This window comes from Enterococcus sp. AZ119, assembly GCF_050546175.1.
Taxonomy (GTDB): domain Bacteria; phylum Bacillota; class Bacilli; order Lactobacillales; family Enterococcaceae; genus Enterococcus; species Enterococcus faecalis.
The window spans coordinates 1,899,236-1,917,807 of sequence record NZ_CP172951.1; the positions used below are offsets into that span (position 1 = coordinate 1,899,236).

Consider the following 18,572-nt stretch of genomic DNA (forward strand, 5'->3'; position numbering starts at 1 on the left):
AAGGTCAATAAATAAATTGACCTTTTTTGACCTTTTTTGATAAAAAAAACCTAAAACAACTAAATATCACTGTTTTAGGGCTTTTTTCGCAATCACAACTAGTTTGACCAACTCTTTATTGCTTTGATTTATTAAAAATAAAGTTTTAACGTAAGATACTTTTTATCGGCATAGCTAACCAAAATAGCCAAACTGGTTATCGCTAAAAATAATTCGTACTCATAACCACTAAAACCACTTGCCAAACCAAAAGAAAAAATAGCTCCGACTAAAACTGCTATGAATCCTACTGATACCAAAGGAATTAAAAAGCCAATAATCATAAATAATCCACCAATTAATTCAATTGCTGCTACACCATAAACAAAAAGACTTGGCAAACCAATACTACCAAAAAACGCTAAAGTATCTTCCAATGACGTTACTTTCATCACTCCATGAATTAGCATCGTCACCCCTAGCCAAATTCTAATCACTTGAATGCCTCGCTGTTGTTTATCCATACTTCTCCTCCTTTGTTTGCATTAAATAGTTAATGTAACTATTTAAGTTACATTATAAAGGATAAATCGAAAAAAGTATAGAAAAAAACAAACGTATTTAACAATACGTTTGTTTTTTAATCCTTCAGTTTATAACATTATAAGAGAAAAGCGAGAAGAATCATCCTTCTTCTCGCTTTCTTGTTATCCTAAACCAACACGTTCAAAAATCGTGTCAACGTTTTTTAAATGATAATGGTAATCAAAGGCATCATCTAGCTCTTCTTTTGATAAGACAGAAGTAATTTTTTCATCCGCATCTAGCAACGGACGGAACGCCGTTTGATGATCCCATGCGTAAGCTGTTTTTGGTTGGACCAGATCATACGCTTCTTCACGTGTCATGCCATGGTCAATCAATTTTAACAAGACACGTTGGCTATAAATTAGTCCATAGGTCGCATCCATGTTACGCTTCATATTTTCTGGGAAGACCGTTAAGTTTTTGACAATATTACCAAAACGATTCAACATGTAATTTAGCAAAATCGTTGTATCGGGAATAATAATCCGTTCAGCAGACGAGTGAGAAATATCTCGTTCATGCCATAAACTCACATTTTCAAAGGCAGTAATGACATGACCACGAATCACACGTGCCAAACCAGTCATATTTTCAGAACCAATTGGATTCCGTTTATGCGGCATTGCCGAAGATCCTTTTTGTCCTTTTGCAAAAAATTCTTCTACTTCACGCGTTTCTGATTTTTGTAGACCACGAATTTCTGTTGCAAATTTTTCAATACTTGTCGCAATTAATGCCATGGCAGAAACATATTCTGCATGTAAATCACGTGGTAAAACTTGTGTCGAAATCTCTTGAGCACGGATCCCCAAATGTTCGCAAACATATTCTTCAACAAATGGTGAAATATTGGCAAAGGTACCTACGGCTCCACTGATTTTACCCGCTTCGACACCTTTGGCTGCATGTTCAAAACGTTCAATGTTGCGTTTCATTTCAGAATACCACAACGCTAATTTCAAACCAAATGTAGTCGGTTCTGCATGAACGCCATGCGTTCTTCCCATCATGACCGTATGTTTATACTCTTTGGCTTTGGCTCCGACAATCTCCGTAAATGTTTGTAAATCTTTCCGTAAAATATCATTCGCCTGTTTCAATAGATAACCATAGGCAGTATCCACAACATCTGTGCTGGTTAACCCATAGTGTACCCATTTTCGCTCTTCACCAAGCGTTTCTGAAACGGCACGAGTAAAAGCGACAACATCATGACGTGTTTCTGCTTCAATTTCTAAAATACGTGCAACATCAAATGATGCATTTTCTCGGATTTTTTGTACATCTTCTTTAGGAATCTCGCCAAGTTCTGCCCAAGCTTCATCCGCCAAAATTTCAACTTCTAGCCATGCCTTGTAGCGGTTCTCATCTGTCCAAATTGCGCCCATTTCGGGTCTTGTATAACGATCAATCATTGTGCCTTATCCCCTCTTTACTCCTCAATTTTTGAAAAATAATTACGACCAAATCTTTGTTTCTTTAATTTCTTCCAGTGTTTCATCGATTTCTTTGGTTAATATAGTAATATGCCCCATCGCTCGTTGCGCTTTTGCTTCACTATGGCCATAATAGTGGAAATGCCAATCTGGATGTTCATTAATAATGTCCATCGTTTCATAGGCTTCATTCCCAAGCACATTGACCGTAACCGCTTCTGACAACAGTTGAATCGTTGGCATTGGCCAATTACATAAACCACGAATATGCGTATCATATTGGCTAAAAGAACAAGCATCTATTGAAAAATTCCCAGCATCTTCTGGACGAGGTAAAATTTTATTTACATAAATCCCGCCTGTTTCTGTATAAAACATTTCAATTGAAAGGGTGCCGACTAAACCAACTGCTTTAGCAATCACCTTAGCAATTCGTTGCAACTCGCCACTGACTTCGTCATCAATTCGGGCTGGCGCAATCGTTTCATGTAGCTTACGCTCTTTTTTAATTGTTTCCACAACTGGAAATGTCGCAAATTCGCCGCGACCATTACCAGAAATCAGAACAGATAATTCTTTTTCGTAAGGAATCCAAGCTTCCAAGACACAGGTTCCTTCTCTCAGAAGATTCATGGATGGCGCTAAGTCTGAAGTACTATGTAGTACATAACGACCTTCCCCTCGCGTGTTCTTCAAGATACACGGGTAGCCAATGCCATCAATTGCTTCTTGAATATCAGTCGGACTAACAATCGTTGCATAAGGTGCAATCACAATATTATTATCTTCCAAGAAACTTTTTTCCATTAAGCGATCTTGCGTAATCGCTAAAATGTCTGTTCCTTGTGGTATATTCGCTAAATGTTGAATCGCTGTTAACGCATCAACATCTGCATGTTCAAATTCATACGTAATCACTTGGGCACGTTTTGCCAATTTCTCTAACGCTTCAGGATCATTATATGCTCCTAATAATTGCCAATCGGCAACTTGTGCAGCAGGACAATCAATTTGTGGATCTAGCACACCCACTCGAAACCCCATTTCTCTTGCACTAAGGGCCATCATTTTTGCTAAATGTCCGCCACCAATGATACCAATCACTTGACCAGGTAATAGTGGTTTATCCAAGTTCATCACAACTTTCCATCACAGTTTTATCCTTAAAATCCTTCTGCGATTTCTCGTCGCAGTCTAGCCTTTAAGAGTGCTCTTTTTACATGATACAAGGAAAAAGGCTCAACTTCAAGTGCCAGCAGTGTTTCCATTAGGTTTTCTCATCAGAATTTATTAACATACTTTAGGATAAAACAGCGGTAACTTACTACTCGTCTCTTTGTAACCAAGCTTTTTTCTCTTTTTCTCTTCAAATTGATGAAAACATTAAATTTTTCTAAACGATGATGAGGTCAAAAAAGTATGAAAGAAAAGCCACCTGACCTTATCTATCATACTTTTTTGAAACTATTCGTTACTTTCTGAGGTTTCTTTTAAACCATTGAATAAAAGATTTAAAATAATTGCGGTAATGCTGCTCATGACAATTCCATTACCAGTAAACATGCTAACAGTTTCTGGTACTTTATTAAAGAGCGTCGGCATAATATTAAAGCCTAAACCAAAGCCAATTGAGATGGCAATAATTAATAAATTTTTGTCATTTGAGTAGTCAACTTTTGACAACATGCGCATTCCTTGGACAGCCACCATTCCAAACATAACCAGCATTCCGCCGCCTAAAACTGGCTCTGGGATAATTTGGGCCATCGCACCAATTTTTGGTAATAAGCCTAAAATAATTAAGAAAAAAGCAGAAAAATAAATTGGTCGACGTGTTTTGATCCCAGATAATTGAACTAACCCGACATTTTGAGAGAAACCTGTATAAGGAAACGTATTAAAAATCCCCCCTAAAATGACGGCTAAACCTTCTGCATGATACCCACGACGTAAATCATCTTCGCCAATTTTCTTCCCTGTAATATCTCCTAAGGCAAAATAAACACCTGTTGATTCAACCATACTAACAATTGAAATAATAATCATCAACACAATAGAAGAAAGATCAAACGTTGGTTTGCCAAAATAAAATGGCTGTGGAAAATGAAACCACGTAGCTTGACCAACAGGAGATAAATCCACTAATCCCAGAAACGCAGCTAAAATTGTGCCGCCGACTAGGCCGATTAACACGGCAATTGACTTGATAAAGCCACGTCCCCAAACTTGCACAACAATGATTAAGGCAATTGTTACAAATGCGAGGAGCAAGTTTTTAGGATCACCAAAACTTTTGTCCGTTGCTAAGCCGCCACCCATTTTTTCAACAGCAACAGGAATTAAGGTCAAACCAATAACTGTAATGACTGTGCCGGTGACTAAAGGCGGAAATAGACGTTTAATTTTTGAGAAAAATCCTGCAATAAGAACGACAAAAATGCCCGAAGCAATAATTGAACCGTAAATTGCACCAACCCCTTTGTTCGTACCAATCATGATTAAAGGTGCAACTGCTTGAATGGCACAACCTAAAACGACTGGCAAGCCAATCCCAAAAAACTTATTCACCGTTAATTGTAAAAGTGTCGCAACGCCGCACATAAAAATATCGATTGAAATCAAATACGTCATTTGTTGCGAATCAAAATTCAAGCCGGTTCCGATTAATAAAGGTACGGCAACTGCTCCAGCATACATCGCTAATAAATGTTGCAATCCTAAAACGGCGGCTTTCCCATTTGGTGTTTCCGTCTGTTGTGGTGTATTCAATTGTTTTGTTTCCAAGATTATGCATCCTCCTCTAAAAACGTCACCGTTCCTTCACTTAATGAAGCAATACGTGCTAAAGAGACTACATTTAAGCCCATGTCTTCTAATAACTGACGACCATCTTGGAATGATTTTTCAATTACGATACCAATTCCTTCAACCTTTGCACCAGCCTGTTGGCATAATTCTACCAATCCTTTGGCAGCTTGTCCGTTAGCTAAAAAGTCATCAATAATCAACACTTTATCAGCATCAGATAAAAATTTTCTTGAAATGGAAATTTGACTTGTCACTTGTTTTGTAAATGAATAAACTGAAGCCGTTAAGAGCTCTTCATCCATGGTTAAACTTTTTGCCTTACGAGCGAAGATCATTGGCACACCTAATTTTTGCGCTGCGTATAAGGCAGGAGCGATTCCTGATGCTTCAATTGTAATTACTTTGGTAATGCCTGCTTCTGCGAAAACCTCAGCAAAACGATTACCCATAGCCTCCATTAATTCTGGATCCACTTGGTGCGTAATAAAACTATCTACTTTTAAAACACCTTCACCTAATACACGGCCATCATTTTTAATACGTTCGACTAATTCCTTCACAATATGAACTCCTTTACTTATTTTTCGATAGATGCTTTGTTCTCATCCTGAGGAAAGGACGGTTCGTTAAAAACGAACGAAATAAAACAAAGTGCTATTTATATTCGTGTTCTAACAAAAGAAAAAAGCCCATTTTGCCAAAGCAAAAAAGGGCTATCCGCTCTTCTTCACTTATAGACCAGCATTTACGGTGCTGGGTAGAGACGGTCAACCGTATTTTGACCTTATACAAGCTTCTATGTTTCTCTAGGATAGTACAAAAATCTCTAACTTTCAATGGTTTAACAACTTTTTTTCATTAGAATTTTCAAATAATTGGTTCATTCTTCCATTGTTCCGTAAAAGCGAACATTAAATAGCCAAAAACGCTTTGGCAGGATCGGCTGCCAAAGCGTTTTTTATTCTTCATCGGTTGCTTTTTCTTGTTCACGATATTTTTTCATTTTTTTGCTGAATAATTCACCGTTACTAGGGGGCGTATATGTAATAGCATTCGCTCCGGCGATAATGGTTTCATGGATACTCGATTCAGTTGGTCCTCCTGTTGCAATAATCGGTAATTCTGGATACTTGCCACGGAAATAGCGTACGGTGGCTGCAGTGTCTTTTCCTGCACTGATATTAATCATATCCACGCCAGCCGCAAGTTTTTCATCAATTGGCGTATGAATAGAAGTTACTGTGCTGATAATAGGAATATCGATTGCTTCATCCACCATTTTAATTGTTTCAATTGGTGTAGGACCATTCAAAACGACACCCATTGAGCCTTGTGCTTCTGCAAATAAACTCATATAAGCAGAACGCATGCCTTGCGTTAAACCGCCGCCGACTCCTGAAAAGACAGGAATATCCGCTGCTTCAATAATGCCTTTTGTAATCGCTGGATGCGGTGTAAAAGGATATACAGCAATCACTGCCTGTGCATCCGTATTGCGGATAATCGCAATATCTGTCGTAAAAATAATTGATTTTATTTTACGGCCAAAAATTTTAATGCCACTGGCTTGCCGAATAATCTCTGGCATTTTTACAATATCTTGTTTCAGCGGCGTCATAATTTCTGGAATCCACTTTTCGCTCATTGTCATCGTTCCTCCATGCTTAACGGTCGTATTTATTTAAATTGTATTCTTCAATTACATGAATGATCTTATCAGCGTATGTAGGATCCGTTGCGTATCCAGCATCTTGAAGCGCTTGTGCAGCCTCTTTATAATTTTTGGCTAACAAGACTTTTTCATATAAATTTGGATCCCAATCGACCCCATCAACAAATAACTTGGTATGATCTCGCATGGATTCTTCCCAATTGTCATAAACTCGAAAATCACCCTGAATCGTAATCCAGACCTCATTGACATACTCTTTTGTTTCTAAATTGACTTTTGGTTGATTCCCATATGCTTTAATCCCAAAAAGATTGTTATATTTCGATGCTAATTGACTTTGTCCAAAATTTGATTCTAAAACTGCTTGCCCCATAATAATACTTGGTAATACCCCGTAAGATTCTTGTAATTCACGTGCATACGGTGTGATTTCAGCAACAAATTCTTCTTTTGAGATGTTTTCATTTTGGCGATTGACTGACTCGCTTTGTCCCTTATCTGAATCAGAAAGGACAGATAACGAAAAGACAAAGGCCAAACCGACGACAACTACGCCTAAGAATAACTTTGGCAAATTCAGCTGCTTTTTTCTTTTTTTCTGATAGTTGCTCACTTCATTAATTCCCCACTTCATCTTTTATTTTCCGATAAAATGTTTCACTATCTTTCACTTTCGTGATTGATTTCATTTGTTACTATAACCGAATAATTGTATCATTTTCACAGAAAATTATCAACTTTCATCACTGCTTACGCTCGTGATTTCAGTACTTGATTCAGTGGTAGCAGTTGAAGAAACTGTACTACTTTCAGAAATTTTAGTGGATGATTTCACTGTTGTTTCAGTTGATGTGTGAACAGATTCTTCAACTGGCTTTTTGCCAAAAAAGACAAAAATTACCGCACCAAACATAATAATCACAGATAAAATCCCAGCAATTGTGTATTTCAAAAGACCATCCTTCCTATTCGTTATTCACCTACGTAAGTATCCATCAGATTTTCATTGACCCAATCTAATAATTCAACTTTTGAACCTTCCAATTGTCGTTGAATCGTAGCTGGTAACCGGAATGTAATAATGTCATCAAAACCCCATTCGCCATAGGCCAGCGTCACTTTCAAATCAATATAACCAGCAGCAATTTCTTGTTCCTGTTTATTGTTAGGAATTAATTCTACAACGCCCAAATCAGATTGTAGCCATTTTTTGGCAATTGTTGTTTTTAACCGTTTATATTCCGAAACAGCTAGGTTACGTTTTTCCGGAAATAAGATGGTTTGGCGGAGTATTTTTTGAGTCAGCATCCACTCATAATCCGTAAACAAATTCTTAATTTTTTGCATGACTTCATTGTCCAAACCAAATTGGCCTTCTTTCCAAGCTTGCCAATCGGCTGCTTGAATTTGATAAGCGGAGTAAAAATTTTCTTCTGTTTGGTACTGTTCAATAATTGCGTCAACAATAATATCTACATAAACTTGATGCATAATCATTCGCCTCCATTTTCTATTTTACTGAAATTCTCTAAAAAAAGCATCTTTTTATCTCTGGATTTTATCATATTTACAAAATTGTCCTTGTTTTCTAATTTCTCTTGTTTACAGTATAATAAATAATGAAGAAGATTTGAAGAAATTGCATAGATTAGGAGGACTTCTTTTGACAAAAAAATTATATCAATGGGGCATCGTAGGATTAGGTGGGATTGCCCACGAATTTGCTTCAACGTTTAAACAAGAAACTAGCCAACTTGCAGCTGTTGCTTCACGGACATTGACTAAAGCAGAACAATTTGCCGCTGATTATTCAATCCCTAAAGCCTATGGTTCTTATGAAGAATTGCTAGCAGATGAAACAATCGATGTTGTTTATATAGCAGTGCCAAATAAACAACATGCTGAACACATTTTAAAAGCGCTCCAGTCCGGAAAACATGTGTTGTGTGAAAAAGCTATTACGATGAACGCGGCAGAATTAAAACAAGCCTTGGCAGTTGCAGAAAAAAATGACCTTATTTTAGCAGAAGCCATGACTATTTTTAACATGCCACTATACGACGAATTACGTCGCTTGATGGATGCTGGCAAATTTGGTCAGTTAAAAATGATTCAAGCACCATTTGGAAGTTACAAAGAACCCGATCCTAAAAATCGCTTTTTTAATCCTGACTTAGCAGGCGGCGCATTGTTAGATATTGGTACTTATGCGGTTTCGTTTGCTCGTTGGTTTCTCAGCTCACAGCCAGACGTTTTAGCTTCTAGCATGGTTCCCTTCTCTACTGGCGTTGATGAACAATCGGTGACATTGCTTCGGAATAAAGAAAATGAGTTGGCGACTATTTCATTAACATTCCAAGCAAAAATGCCAAAGCAAGGAATTGTTGCTTTTGAAGATGCCTATATTACCATTACAGATTATCCACGTGCAGATGAAGCGATTGTTCACTACAATGACGGTACGGTTGAGACCATCGTTTCTGGGTACTCAGCTGAAGCCATGAATTATGAAATCTACAATATGGTTGAAGCAATCAAAGGTACACAACCCAACCGCTCCTTATTTTTCACGACAGAAGTCATTGATATTTTGGACCAGATGCAAAAATTATGGCAGAATTAAAAAAAGAACTTCGGCTTTTGCTGAAGTTCTCTTTTTTATTTGTTCTCTATGGATAAATACGGTTTAACATACGTGGGAACGGAATCGCTTCACGAATGTGTTCATTACCAGTAATGAACGTAACAGCACGTTCTAAACCTAATCCGAAGCCAGAATGTGGCACAGAACCGTATTTACGTAAATCTAAATACCAGCTGTATTCTTCTTCAGATAAGCCAAACTCAGCAACTTTTTCTTTTAAATAATCATAATCAGTTGCACGCTCTGAACCACCGATAATTTCACCATAACCTTCTGGTGCAATTAAATCGGCACAAATTACAACATCTTCACGTGTTGGATGTGGTTTCATATAGAAGGCTTTAATTGCTTTTGGATAATTTAAAATGAATGTTGGAACGCCATAGTAATTTGAAATAAAGGTTTCATGTGGGCTACCAAAGTCTTCGCCCCATTCAATGTGATCATAATCATTGTTTGCTTCTTCTTTTTGTAATAACTCAATCGCATCATCGTAAGTAATACGTTTGAATGGCTCCGAAACATATTTTTCCAGTAACGCTGTATCACGTTCTAAAACATCCAATGGATATTGTTGATTTTTCAATACCGATTTAATTAAATGTTTTACGTAGGCTTCTTGAATATCTAGTGATTCTTCATGAGTTGTGTATGCCATTTCTGGTTCAATCATCCAGAATTCCGTTAAGTGACGACGAGTTTTGGATTTTTCCGCACGGAAAGTTGGTCCAAACGTAAAGACTTTTCCAAATGCCATCGCACCAGCTTCTGCATATAATTGACCTGTTTGTGATAAGAATGCTGGTTGTCCGAAGTAATCTGTTTCAAATAATTCTGTTGTGCCTTCTGGTGCTGAGCCTGTTAAAATTGGGCTATCAATTTTAATGAATCCTTGTTCGTTAAAGAACTCGTAAGTAGCACGAATAATTTCGTTACGAACTAACATGATTGCATGTTGTTTGCTTGAACGTAACCATAAATGACGATGATCCATTAAGAAATCTGTACCGTGTTCTTTCGGCGTAATTGGGTAATCTTCTGAAGCGCCAACGACTTCTAAATCAGTGATATCCATTTCATAGCCGAACTTAGAACGACTATCTTCTTTGATAACACCAGTAACCATGACTGCTGTTTCTTGTGATAAATGTTTAATTTCTTGGAATTTTTCTGTACCAGCTTCTTCACCAAAGGCTTCAATGAAGTTTGGTTTGAACACGACACCTTGGAAAAAGGCTGTCCCGTCACGTAATTGTAAAAAGGCAATTTTTCCGCTTGAGCGTTTGTTAGCAATCCAAGCGCCAATTTTTACTGTTTCTCCAACATGTTTGTTTGAATCAATAATTTGAATTTGTTCCACGTTTGTCTCTCCGTTCATTTCTTAGTTTATTCTTTTAGGCGTTGTGCTGAATTCGTTTCTTTTCTATAAAGTCGTTCATTCGCTCAATCGCTTTTTCTAACGTCATTAAATCTGTCGCATAGCTCATCCGCACATGTTCTGGTGCACCAAAGCCCTCTCCCGTTACCAGAGCAACATGCGCTTCTTGTAATAAATCTTCCACCCAGTTAGTCACGTTATCATACCCACAAATTTCTAACGTTTTTTTGACATTCGGGAATAGATAAAAGGCGCCTTCAGGTTTTATTAGCGAAACGCCTGGCAAAGCTGCTACTTTTGGATAGATATGATTCAGGCGTTTTTCAAAGGCCTGACGCATGTCTTCAACTACCGACTGTTCACCTGTTAAAGCCTCAATTGCCGCATATTGGCTAACTGCAACTGGATTACTGGTGGATTGTGAAGCGAGTTGTGTCATTGCTTGAATAATTTTTTCATCCCCGACTGCAAAACCAATGCGCCAGCCTGTCATTGCATATGTTTTGGAAACACCATTAATAATGATTGTCTGTTGACGAATTGCTTCTGAGATGGTTGCAATTGGTGTGAACCGATGTCCATTGTACACCAAACGACCATAAATATCATCTGCAATAATGAGGATATTATGAGCAACTGCCCATTCACCAATTTGGCGTAATTCTTCTTCCTTATAAATAACACCAGTTGGGTTAGATGGTGAATTTAAAATGATTGCTTTTGTTTTGTCCGTTCGTACAGCTTCTAATTGTGCGACTGACACTTTAAATGATTGCTCTTGCGTGCTTGATACAAATACTGGCTTGCCTTCTGCTAATTTGACTTGTTCACCATAACTTACCCAATAAGGGACAGGGATAATCACTTCGTCCCCAACGTTCAAAATGGCTTGAAATAATAGATACAGCGCATATTTGGCACCATCTGTCACAATAACTTGCTTGGGTTGATAACGAAGTTGATATTCTCGTTCCACATAAGAGACAATTGCTTGCTTTAATTCAGGAATGCCGCCAGAAGGTGTGTAATAACTTGCTCTTCCATCCTCAATTGAAGCAATTGCTGCTTTTTGAATATTTTTCGGGGTTACAAAATCTGGTTCCCCAACCGTTAAGCTTAAAACATCTACACCTTTTGCTTTTAATGCTTTCGCCTTGGCGGCAGCTGCTAATGTAACAGAAGGAGTCAATTGCTGTGCTCGATTTGATACGTTCATACACCTTTCACTCCCACTTTCATCAAAACCTATCTAAATTAAATATCTTTGACAACGTTGATCTCTTCGCCTTTATCAAAGCTCATAAGATAATACGTCAGTACTCCTTGATCATTTTCGGTGACCACTTCCCATGCAGGGCGCTTATCATAAAGCCCTAACGTAGCTTTCATCACCGATTCATCGGGATGGGCTTTAGCAACAATGTCTGTTATTTGTTGTTCAGTTTGACCATCTTTTTGATTTAAGACCGTGACTTTTTCTCCCGATTTAGGGACAATCACGACAATCTCTGTGCCTTTATCATTTTTGCCGGTTAAAGTAAAATACGTATTTTTGCGTGTAAACCAGTAAAATTTATCAACTGTTTCTAAATTAGCAGAAGTTTTGGCAATTGCGGTTGCTTCTTTTTTGGCTTGAGCCATTGGTTGATTGGTTCGTACAAAAAAGATAATTATTGTTACAAGAATTGCTAAAAGGATTGCCAATAGGGTTAAAAGGACAGTAATCCGTTTCTTCTCTTTCTTTTCTTCTAATTCCTCCAAAAATCCTTCCATCCTCTCTAAACTTACTGGGTCTTATTATAGCAGAAAAATAGCGGCCTTTCACAAATATGACCTAAAAATAATCAATTATTTGTTTAAAAATTCCTTTAATTCTTCTAAAATTTCAGGCATGGGCGCTTCTTTTACTGAGAGTCCCTTGGGAAACGCTTTGATTAATCGTTTGCCATATTTTGCAGTGACTAAACGACGATCCAGAATCAGCAATGCCCCTCTGTCTTCTTCAGAACGGATTAAACGGCCCAGTGCTTGTCGCAAACGTAAGGCTGCTTTCGGTACCGCTTCTTGAGCAAATGGTTGTATCCCTTCTGCTTCTAAATACGCATATTTTGCTTGCACAAGTGGTCGTTTCGGGTTTTCAAAAGGTAAACGCGTGACTATCAATAACTGTAAAGCTGTTCCTGGTAAGTCCACACCTTCCCAAAAGCTATCGGCTCCTAGCAAGACATTCGGTTTTCCATTAGAGAACCGTTTAAGAATTTTTTCACGACTGCCGCTAATCCCTTGGGCGAGGACCTCTTGTCCTTTTTCCAATAATCTCGGCTGGACTTGATGATACACGGTGGACAATAATTCATGCGAAGTAAAAAGAACCAACATCGAACGTTCCTCTTGCGCCATCAATTTTTCAATGGTATCTGAAATGTATTGACCCATTTCATAGGAAGAGGCATTTTGAATGGCTACTGCTTCTTCCGGTACATAGACTCGCGCATTTTCTGCATAGTTATATGGCGTTGGCAGGGTTTTGAACGTCACCTCTGTTAAACCTAAGCGTTGCGGTAAATACTTTTTATTGTTGCCAAACTTCAATGTGCCGCTTGTATAAATAATTCGTTCATACCGCGGATACCACTTTGTTTCAGGAAGTAAACTAGCTTCTAAGTCATGAATTTCAATCAAGCCATGGTCTTCATTTTGTGGTAAATATTCTTTTACCCAACGTGGACGCCAATCATCAAGATAAATGGTAAAACAGTGGTGAATACGTTCAATTTCATCAAAAAATTGAAACAAGCGAACAAAAACGATGCGATCAGCCAAACTAAAGGTTTCCAACTGACTCATAATTGTTTGCTGTAACTTACTTTGAATAGTTAACAGCTCCTGCAGTAAAAGCTGGAGCGTTTGACTATGTTTTTCTCCCGCAGCAGATAAATAATCAATACGTTCTTTGGTTAAAAGCAACTCCTGATGGTCTATTCGCTTCTGCGTTTTACTAAATAAACGATGCAATTCAAAAAGAAAATCTTGCCATTCATCCACAAAATCCAATAAACCTTGCTGATAAATTTTTACAAGCCGCTGCTCTTCAGAAAACTGTTGAAAAATTTGCTGTAAAGCAACAAAAAGTTGTTCTTTTTCAATAAAATGCGTGACTTGTTTTTTTAGTATCACACTGTTTACTCGTTCGCTTGCCATCCGACTAGCGATGTCTGGTAAATGATGTGCTTCATCAATAATTAGCCACGGACTTTCAGGTAATAACGGTTGTTTTCTTAGCGACTCTTGCGCCAAAAATGCATGATTAACAATCAACACGTTACTTTGAGCGACTTTTTTATACAGATGTCTTAAAAAGTCAACTTCATAAAGTTCATCTTTTTTTGAAAGAAAATCCAATCCGCGATGTGTAACTTCTTTCCAGAATAAATGATTTAAATTCGTCAATTGTAGTTCATCTAAATCGCCCGTTTCTGTTTCTAGCAACCAGACGAGAACGCCCATTTGATAAAGAGCGTATTGTTTTTGCGGAGTTGGCTGATTCAACGTTGTCTTAAAGCGTTGTAAATCAAGATAGTGTCGATGGCTTTTAATAACAATGCCTCGTAATTTCCCTTGGCAGATTTGATTGGCTAACGGTAAATCTTTTTCCACTAATTGATTTTGTAAAACAATCGAAACTGTTGAAATGATGACTGGTTTTTCTGGCGTTGCTAAATAGCTCATCGGCAACAGATAGCCTAATGTTTTTCCCGTTCCAGTCGCTGCTTCAATAAATAAATCTTTTGTCGTTCCTTCTGTAAAATGATCATAGACTAAATTCATCATCCGACTCTGTTCCGCACGATAAGCGAAACGTTCGCCAAACAGTTTTTCTTTGGCTTTTTTAGTTTTGGGATACGTGCTAGTCTGATAGAACGTTTCTTCAAAAAGAGGAACTTCTTTTTTGCGTAAAGCAATGCCACTGACCACTTGATAAGCTGGATTTAATGGTGTGACTTGTTTTTTCATTTGTTCATACGTTTGTTGAATAAAAGTACTGGTTTCCCGCGCTGTCTGTTGACTTAATTCCGCAATTTTTTCCATAGTGACTAATGGTAAAGATTTCATTTTTTCTTGAATTAATAACAAAAGTTCGGCTGTAACCTGCGCATCACTATCTGCTTGATGGGGATTCTCATGAGACAAACCTAAGCTTTCCGACAAATCACTTAAACGGAAACTTTTTTCTGTCGGTAAAAAAATCTGTGCCAATTCCACTGTATCAATGGCTGGAATGGTAAGTGGCGGCGTGCCACACCGTACCAGTTCACGAGCTAAAAAATTATAATCAAAGTGGACGTTATGCGCCACAAAAATAGTATCTTCCAGATAATGATAAATTGTATGTGCTACATCTTCAAAATAAGGCGCTTTTTGAACTTGCGTATTACTAATCCCCGTTAAACTTTGAATTTGTTTTGGTACTACTTGATTGGGATTCACATCTGTCGCAAAGTTCGCAATAATCTTTCCATCTTGAACGAGAACGCATCCAAACTGAATGATCCGATCACTTGTAGGATCTGTTCCAGTCGTTTCAAGGTCAACTACTGCATACACTTGTTTGTCTTTCAATGACTTCACGCCTTTCATTCATCTTTGAAAATTATACTACAATTTATAGGATTTTCACTAGTATTTCAAAAATTCTCTTGAAATCTTTTCCAGAAATAATAAGAAAGAGCCTGAAACAAAAATCCAAAGTGATTTTTGTTTCAGGCTTAAAAGCTGATAAACTGAATGGTTTTGTCTTACCTTCTCCTAAATAAACGATTAATAACAGTCAAGGATTTTCTGCATATACTGGTTTAATTGCCCATAGCCTTCCAATTCTCTGATTACTGGGAGCGGACAACGAACCTTTTTATTAAATAGTGTCCGCTTTTCAACATATTCTGTAACTTCGTCTAAAAATTTATCTAATCCTTTTTCTAATTTCATACAACTTAACTGATTGCAAATTCGCACGTCTCCTGCCTTTTTCTTTTGAACTTGTTTAAATGATTGTGAGAATGCTTTTGCTTCAAACATTTGTGCTTCTAACTGTCTTTTTTCAATCGTTATTTTCGGTACTGCTTGATTTCCATCAGTATCCTCTAACTGGCGACTCATAAAGCGACGATAAATTTCCTCTTCTAATTCGTCCAATTGTCGTTGAAAGTCCGCAGGAATTGTCCGACTTGATGAATTTTCTTTCTCACTTTCCATAGAGACAGCTTCTTTTTCTGGCTTCTGCTCCTCTTCTTTTTCGGCAGACTTATCCACTGAATTTAGCGAGCTTTTTTCTGTTTCTTGTGGAAAAGTAAATAAAGGTTTTGCCGCGGTACTCTGCTGGTTTTCTTGTTTTTTTTCTGGCAGCGCTTCTTTAATTGGCGCTGGTTCAGATAACACTGGTTCTTTCGCTGGTTCTTCAAGCACTAGTTTGTTAACGGGAAGCACTGCTTCACTTGTTGCTACAGTTGTTTCACCTTCTTGATTTTCCCGATTATCAGGCGAGAGATTGACGTCTGGTTGTTCCAGATTAGTATCCTCTGATACTTTCAGCGATGCCTGTTCTGCGGCTATCACAGGAGAAGCTCTTTTCAAATGGATCGTTTTTATTTGTCTAGAAATGACGGGATTTCTCGTTTGATTAACGGCTTCATTTAAGGAGGCTAAATTTTCTTTTAAAAGTGTCAACATTTCACGTAAGACAGCAATTTCACCAGCTAATTCCGTTAATTGATTTTCTTGCGGCACTACTTGCACATTGGTTTCATTCATACGGACTATTTTTTTATTTTTAGTTGTCGGTATTTCATACATCCATTGTTTCAGTGCGGATCGTAAGTCACGAGTGGTCGGCTCAAAGCTTCCAAAATAAACAGTGTAGTACATTAACTCCGTTTCAACATAGACATAAATCTTTTTAACAATTAACTCTTCAAACTGTTCTGATTCATCCCAACTTTCACATAAAGCCTCAAAAAATTGTTCCCCTTCTGCTAAATTTTGGTACTCTTTCGCTAAATAAAGCTTGCGAATTAAGTAAAAATTATACGGTGTTTCAACATTATCCGCATAAATTTCTCGTCCTAAAAAATCTGGATTCGTTTCTTTACAAAGAAAGACCGTTTTCTCTTCTGGTTGTGTTTCAAGTGTTTTAGTCATGAGGTTCACTTCCTTTTTCTCCGTTAATAACCATTTTTTAATGATAGATACCTTTAGTATACAGGAGAAATTCTTCTGATTTTCTCATATTTTTAAGAGACAATAGAAATTTTAGAGAAAAATCGACAGAAAAAAAACGTGAGACAAACAGTCCTATTGACCATTTATCTCACGCAAAATACTTAAACTGACTATTTTATCCTTGAAACATGCAACCAATTATTCTGCTGAATCAATTGGCAAAATCGTGTCTTTTTTCTCGCGACGTGCAATTGCTGGTAAAATCATTCCTAATAGAATTAAGACGATTGGTGTCACAATGTTAGAAGCTAATTGGAACAACCAGCCTTGAGGGTCTGAGGCATACTCAAATTTAGGCACCATTCCTAGGATACAAGCAAAGGCTGTAAATAGGAAACACCAAAGACCAAACACAAAACCAATTTTAGGATTTTTAACAAATTTATATTCTGAATTAAATTGTTTGTATGCTTTGTTTAGAAGCATATAGGCAAAGAAGACCCACAAGTAACGCATTGGCATAACTACAGAATTTAAGTTAGTTAGCCATTTAACCACTTCGTTCATGTCCTTCAACCCAAACATTGGTAAAGCGATAATAATACTTACTAAAATACCTGTTAATAAGTAACCATTAATTAACGTACCTTTTTTCGTACGTTTACGTAACCAACTTGGAACAAATTCTGGATCTGCTTCAGCTAAAAGAATTTTCAGTGGAGCATCAATTGAAAAGGCTAACGCAGCCACTTGACCCACTGTATTCGTTAACGCATAAACAATCATTAAGAGATTACCGACACCATAATACGCGCCTAATTTTTGGAAGGCACTATAGGCACCATTTGCCATTAAATCTTTAGGAATATTGTCACTTGAGAATAACATTCCCATTGCAAATGAACCTAAAACAGCCGATAAACCAACCATTGCTGCTAGGAAAATCATTCCTTTAGGGAACTCTTTGGCTGGATTTTTAGTTGCATTTACGTAAGGAGAAATTTTTTCAGCGCCACCTACCGCAAAAACTAACATTGATACGGTTGTAAAATAACTAAAATCAAATTTAGGAATGTAGGTGCTGACTTGTGACATGTTTGGCGTCGCAAATTCAACCGTTGAATTAATAAATGGTGCGCCTACCGCTAATAAAATGAATAAAATAGACATCACAAACATGGCGGTTCCAGCTAAACCACCAATAACTTTTAAGGTGGTTAACCCTTTTGTTGATAATAACAAGAAAACCAAGAAAATTATTAATGAAATAAATGATACCGTTACAATTGGCATCGTATTGACTAAGTTTCCATTCCCTTGAACTGCCCAACCTAAGGCAATTAAAATTGCTTGTGGTTTTTGTGCCAAGTAAGGAATGTGCACTACCCAATAAGTCCATGCTGCATAATAGGCTAGACGTTTAGTACTGGTATTTTGCACCCACGAACTAACCCCACCATTACTGTCTTTAAATGTTGAACCTAACTGTCCTACGATTAACGCATAGGGAATAAAATATAAAACTAAAATCAAAAGCCATGAAGTGACTACTGAAATCCCTTGTTGTGCATAATTATTCACAACATTTCCAAGACCCCAGACCATGTTAAAGGCAATTAACCCGACGGTAAACCATCGTAATTGCTTTTTGTCCATATAACCAATTCCTTTCTTATTAAAAAAATAAAGCTCTTCATTTATCATAAGCATTTTACTTTTTATGCACAAGCTCAACATAATTAAATAAAGATGGCTTTTTAATAAGTAATTAAAACGCTTCTAGCAATGATTTTCTAATTTGTTTGATGACTAAAAAAGGCCGGTGAATAAGTTGCTTCACCAGCCTTTTTC

General features: G+C 37.4%; 16 protein-coding genes and 1 riboswitch. Of the genes, 1 reads left to right on the forward strand and 15 read right to left on the reverse strand.

Annotated features, from left to right (window positions below; genetic code table 11):
- Window positions 1-131: 131 nt before the first annotated feature.
- The 9 genes from IGL37_RS09295 to IGL37_RS09335 all read right to left on the reverse strand — a co-directional run bounded on the left by IGL37_RS09295 (window position 132) and on the right by IGL37_RS09335 (window position 7,980).
- A complete protein-coding gene (locus IGL37_RS09295; RefSeq protein ID WP_002362881.1) occupies window positions 132-503 on the reverse strand; it encodes a DoxX family protein in 372 nt (123 codons plus the stop codon).
- 183 nt (window positions 504-686) lie between these two features.
- A complete protein-coding gene (gene purB / locus IGL37_RS09300; protein ID WP_002356808.1) occupies window positions 687-1,982 on the reverse strand; it encodes an adenylosuccinate lyase in 1,296 nt (431 codons plus the stop codon).
- Between the two features lie 42 nt (window positions 1,983-2,024).
- Window positions 2,025-3,140 (reverse strand): 5-(carboxyamino)imidazole ribonucleotide synthase, encoded by a 1,116-nt coding sequence (purK, locus tag IGL37_RS09305; RefSeq protein ID WP_002382795.1) that lies wholly within the window; start codon window positions 3,138-3,140, stop codon window positions 2,025-2,027.
- Window positions 3,141-3,467: 327 nt separating this feature from the next.
- On the reverse strand, window positions 3,468-4,787 hold the full coding sequence (locus tag IGL37_RS09310) for a nucleobase:cation symporter-2 family protein (RefSeq protein ID WP_002382793.1): 1,320 nt from the start codon (window positions 4,785-4,787) through the stop codon (window positions 3,468-3,470).
- A gap of 2 nt (window positions 4,788-4,789) precedes the next feature.
- Window positions 4,790-5,371 (reverse strand): xanthine phosphoribosyltransferase, encoded by a 582-nt coding sequence (locus tag IGL37_RS09315; protein ID WP_002356804.1) that lies wholly within the window; start codon window positions 5,369-5,371, stop codon window positions 4,790-4,792.
- A gap of 154 nt (window positions 5,372-5,525) precedes the next feature.
- A riboswitch (purine riboswitch) is annotated at window positions 5,526-5,623 on the reverse strand.
- Between the two features lie 146 nt (window positions 5,624-5,769).
- Entirely contained in the window at window positions 5,770-6,456 is a 687-nt protein-coding gene (locus IGL37_RS09320; RefSeq protein ID WP_002356802.1) for a hydrolase, read from the reverse strand.
- Window positions 6,457-6,475: 19 nt separating this feature from the next.
- A complete protein-coding gene (locus tag IGL37_RS09325) occupies window positions 6,476-7,117 on the reverse strand; it encodes a glycoside hydrolase family 73 protein (RefSeq protein ID WP_002366997.1) in 642 nt (213 codons plus the stop codon).
- Window positions 7,118-7,216: 99 nt separating this feature from the next.
- Window positions 7,217-7,396 (reverse strand): hypothetical protein, encoded by a 180-nt coding sequence (locus tag IGL37_RS09330; RefSeq protein WP_002384259.1) that lies wholly within the window; start codon window positions 7,394-7,396, stop codon window positions 7,217-7,219.
- Window positions 7,397-7,455: 59 nt separating this feature from the next.
- Window positions 7,456-7,980 carry a hypothetical protein gene (locus tag IGL37_RS09335; RefSeq protein ID WP_002382789.1) on the reverse strand — a complete coding sequence of 175 codons (525 nt, stop codon included), beginning with the start codon at window positions 7,978-7,980 and terminating at the stop codon, window positions 7,456-7,458.
- Between the two features lie 166 nt (window positions 7,981-8,146).
- On the opposite strand from IGL37_RS09335, the gene IGL37_RS09340 reads away from it, so the two are divergent.
- Window positions 8,147-9,106, forward strand: a complete 960-nt coding sequence (locus tag IGL37_RS09340) for a Gfo/Idh/MocA family protein (RefSeq protein WP_033917872.1) — start codon at window positions 8,147-8,149, stop codon at window positions 9,104-9,106.
- Between the two features lie 46 nt (window positions 9,107-9,152).
- Here IGL37_RS09340 and asnS read toward each other — a convergent pair whose 3' ends face one another.
- From asnS to IGL37_RS09370, 6 genes are all read right to left on the reverse strand, one after another.
- Complete coding sequence (asnS, locus tag IGL37_RS09345) at window positions 9,153-10,505, reverse strand: asparagine--tRNA ligase (protein WP_002376912.1); 1,353 nt, start codon at window positions 10,503-10,505, stop codon at window positions 9,153-9,155.
- A 16-nt stretch (window positions 10,506-10,521) separates the two neighbouring features.
- Window positions 10,522-11,721 carry a pyridoxal phosphate-dependent aminotransferase gene (locus IGL37_RS09350; protein WP_002379652.1) on the reverse strand — a complete coding sequence of 400 codons (1,200 nt, stop codon included), beginning with the start codon at window positions 11,719-11,721 and terminating at the stop codon, window positions 10,522-10,524.
- A 38-nt stretch (window positions 11,722-11,759) separates the two neighbouring features.
- Window positions 11,760-12,278 carry a DUF5590 domain-containing protein gene (locus IGL37_RS09355; RefSeq protein ID WP_002382785.1) on the reverse strand — a complete coding sequence of 173 codons (519 nt, stop codon included), beginning with the start codon at window positions 12,276-12,278 and terminating at the stop codon, window positions 11,760-11,762.
- A 75-nt stretch (window positions 12,279-12,353) separates the two neighbouring features.
- A complete protein-coding gene (locus IGL37_RS09360) occupies window positions 12,354-15,143 on the reverse strand; it encodes an ATP-dependent DNA helicase DinG (protein ID WP_033917871.1) in 2,790 nt (929 codons plus the stop codon).
- 180 nt (window positions 15,144-15,323) lie between these two features.
- Window positions 15,324-16,700 carry a hypothetical protein gene (locus tag IGL37_RS09365; RefSeq protein ID WP_002410802.1) on the reverse strand — a complete coding sequence of 459 codons (1,377 nt, stop codon included), beginning with the start codon at window positions 16,698-16,700 and terminating at the stop codon, window positions 15,324-15,326.
- Window positions 16,701-16,919: 219 nt separating this feature from the next.
- Window positions 16,920-18,377, reverse strand: a complete 1,458-nt coding sequence (locus tag IGL37_RS09370) for an amino acid permease (RefSeq protein ID WP_002356790.1) — start codon at window positions 18,375-18,377, stop codon at window positions 16,920-16,922.
- Window positions 18,378-18,572: the final 195 nt, after the last annotated feature.

Excerpts from the sequence above, each read along its gene's own strand:
- IGL37_RS09295 (WP_002362881.1), bottom strand. The coding sequence starts at position 503 with ATGGATAAACAACAGCGAGGCATTCAAGTGATTAGAATTTGGCTAGGG.
- purB (WP_002356808.1), bottom strand. The coding sequence starts at position 1,982 with ATGATTGATCGTTATACAAGACCCGAAATGGGCGCAATTTGGACAGAT.
- purK (WP_002382795.1), bottom strand. The coding sequence starts at position 3,140 with ATGAACTTGGATAAACCACTATTACCTGGTCAAGTGATTGGTATCATT.
- IGL37_RS09320 (WP_002356802.1), bottom strand. The coding sequence starts at position 6,456 with ATGAGCGAAAAGTGGATTCCAGAAATTATGACGCCGCTGAAACAAGAT.
- IGL37_RS09325 (WP_002366997.1), bottom strand. The coding sequence starts at position 7,117 with ATGAAGTGGGGAATTAATGAAGTGAGCAACTATCAGAAAAAAAGAAAA.
- IGL37_RS09330 (WP_002384259.1), bottom strand. The coding sequence starts at position 7,396 with ATGTTTGGTGCGGTAATTTTTGTCTTTTTTGGCAAAAAGCCAGTTGAA.
- IGL37_RS09335 (WP_002382789.1), bottom strand. The coding sequence starts at position 7,980 with ATGATTATGCATCAAGTTTATGTAGATATTATTGTTGACGCAATTATT.
- asnS (WP_002376912.1), bottom strand. The coding sequence starts at position 10,505 with ATGAACGGAGAGACAAACGTGGAACAAATTCAAATTATTGATTCAAAC.
- IGL37_RS09350 (WP_002379652.1), bottom strand. The coding sequence starts at position 11,721 with ATGAACGTATCAAATCGAGCACAGCAATTGACTCCTTCTGTTACATTA.
- IGL37_RS09355 (WP_002382785.1), bottom strand. The coding sequence starts at position 12,278 with ATGGAAGGATTTTTGGAGGAATTAGAAGAAAAGAAAGAGAAGAAACGG.
- IGL37_RS09360 (WP_033917871.1), bottom strand. The coding sequence starts at position 15,143 with ATGAAAGGCGTGAAGTCATTGAAAGACAAACAAGTGTATGCAGTAGTT.
- IGL37_RS09365 (WP_002410802.1), bottom strand. The coding sequence starts at position 16,700 with ATGACTAAAACACTTGAAACACAACCAGAAGAGAAAACGGTCTTTCTT.
- IGL37_RS09370 (WP_002356790.1), bottom strand. The coding sequence starts at position 18,377 with ATGGACAAAAAGCAATTACGATGGTTTACCGTCGGGTTAATTGCCTTT.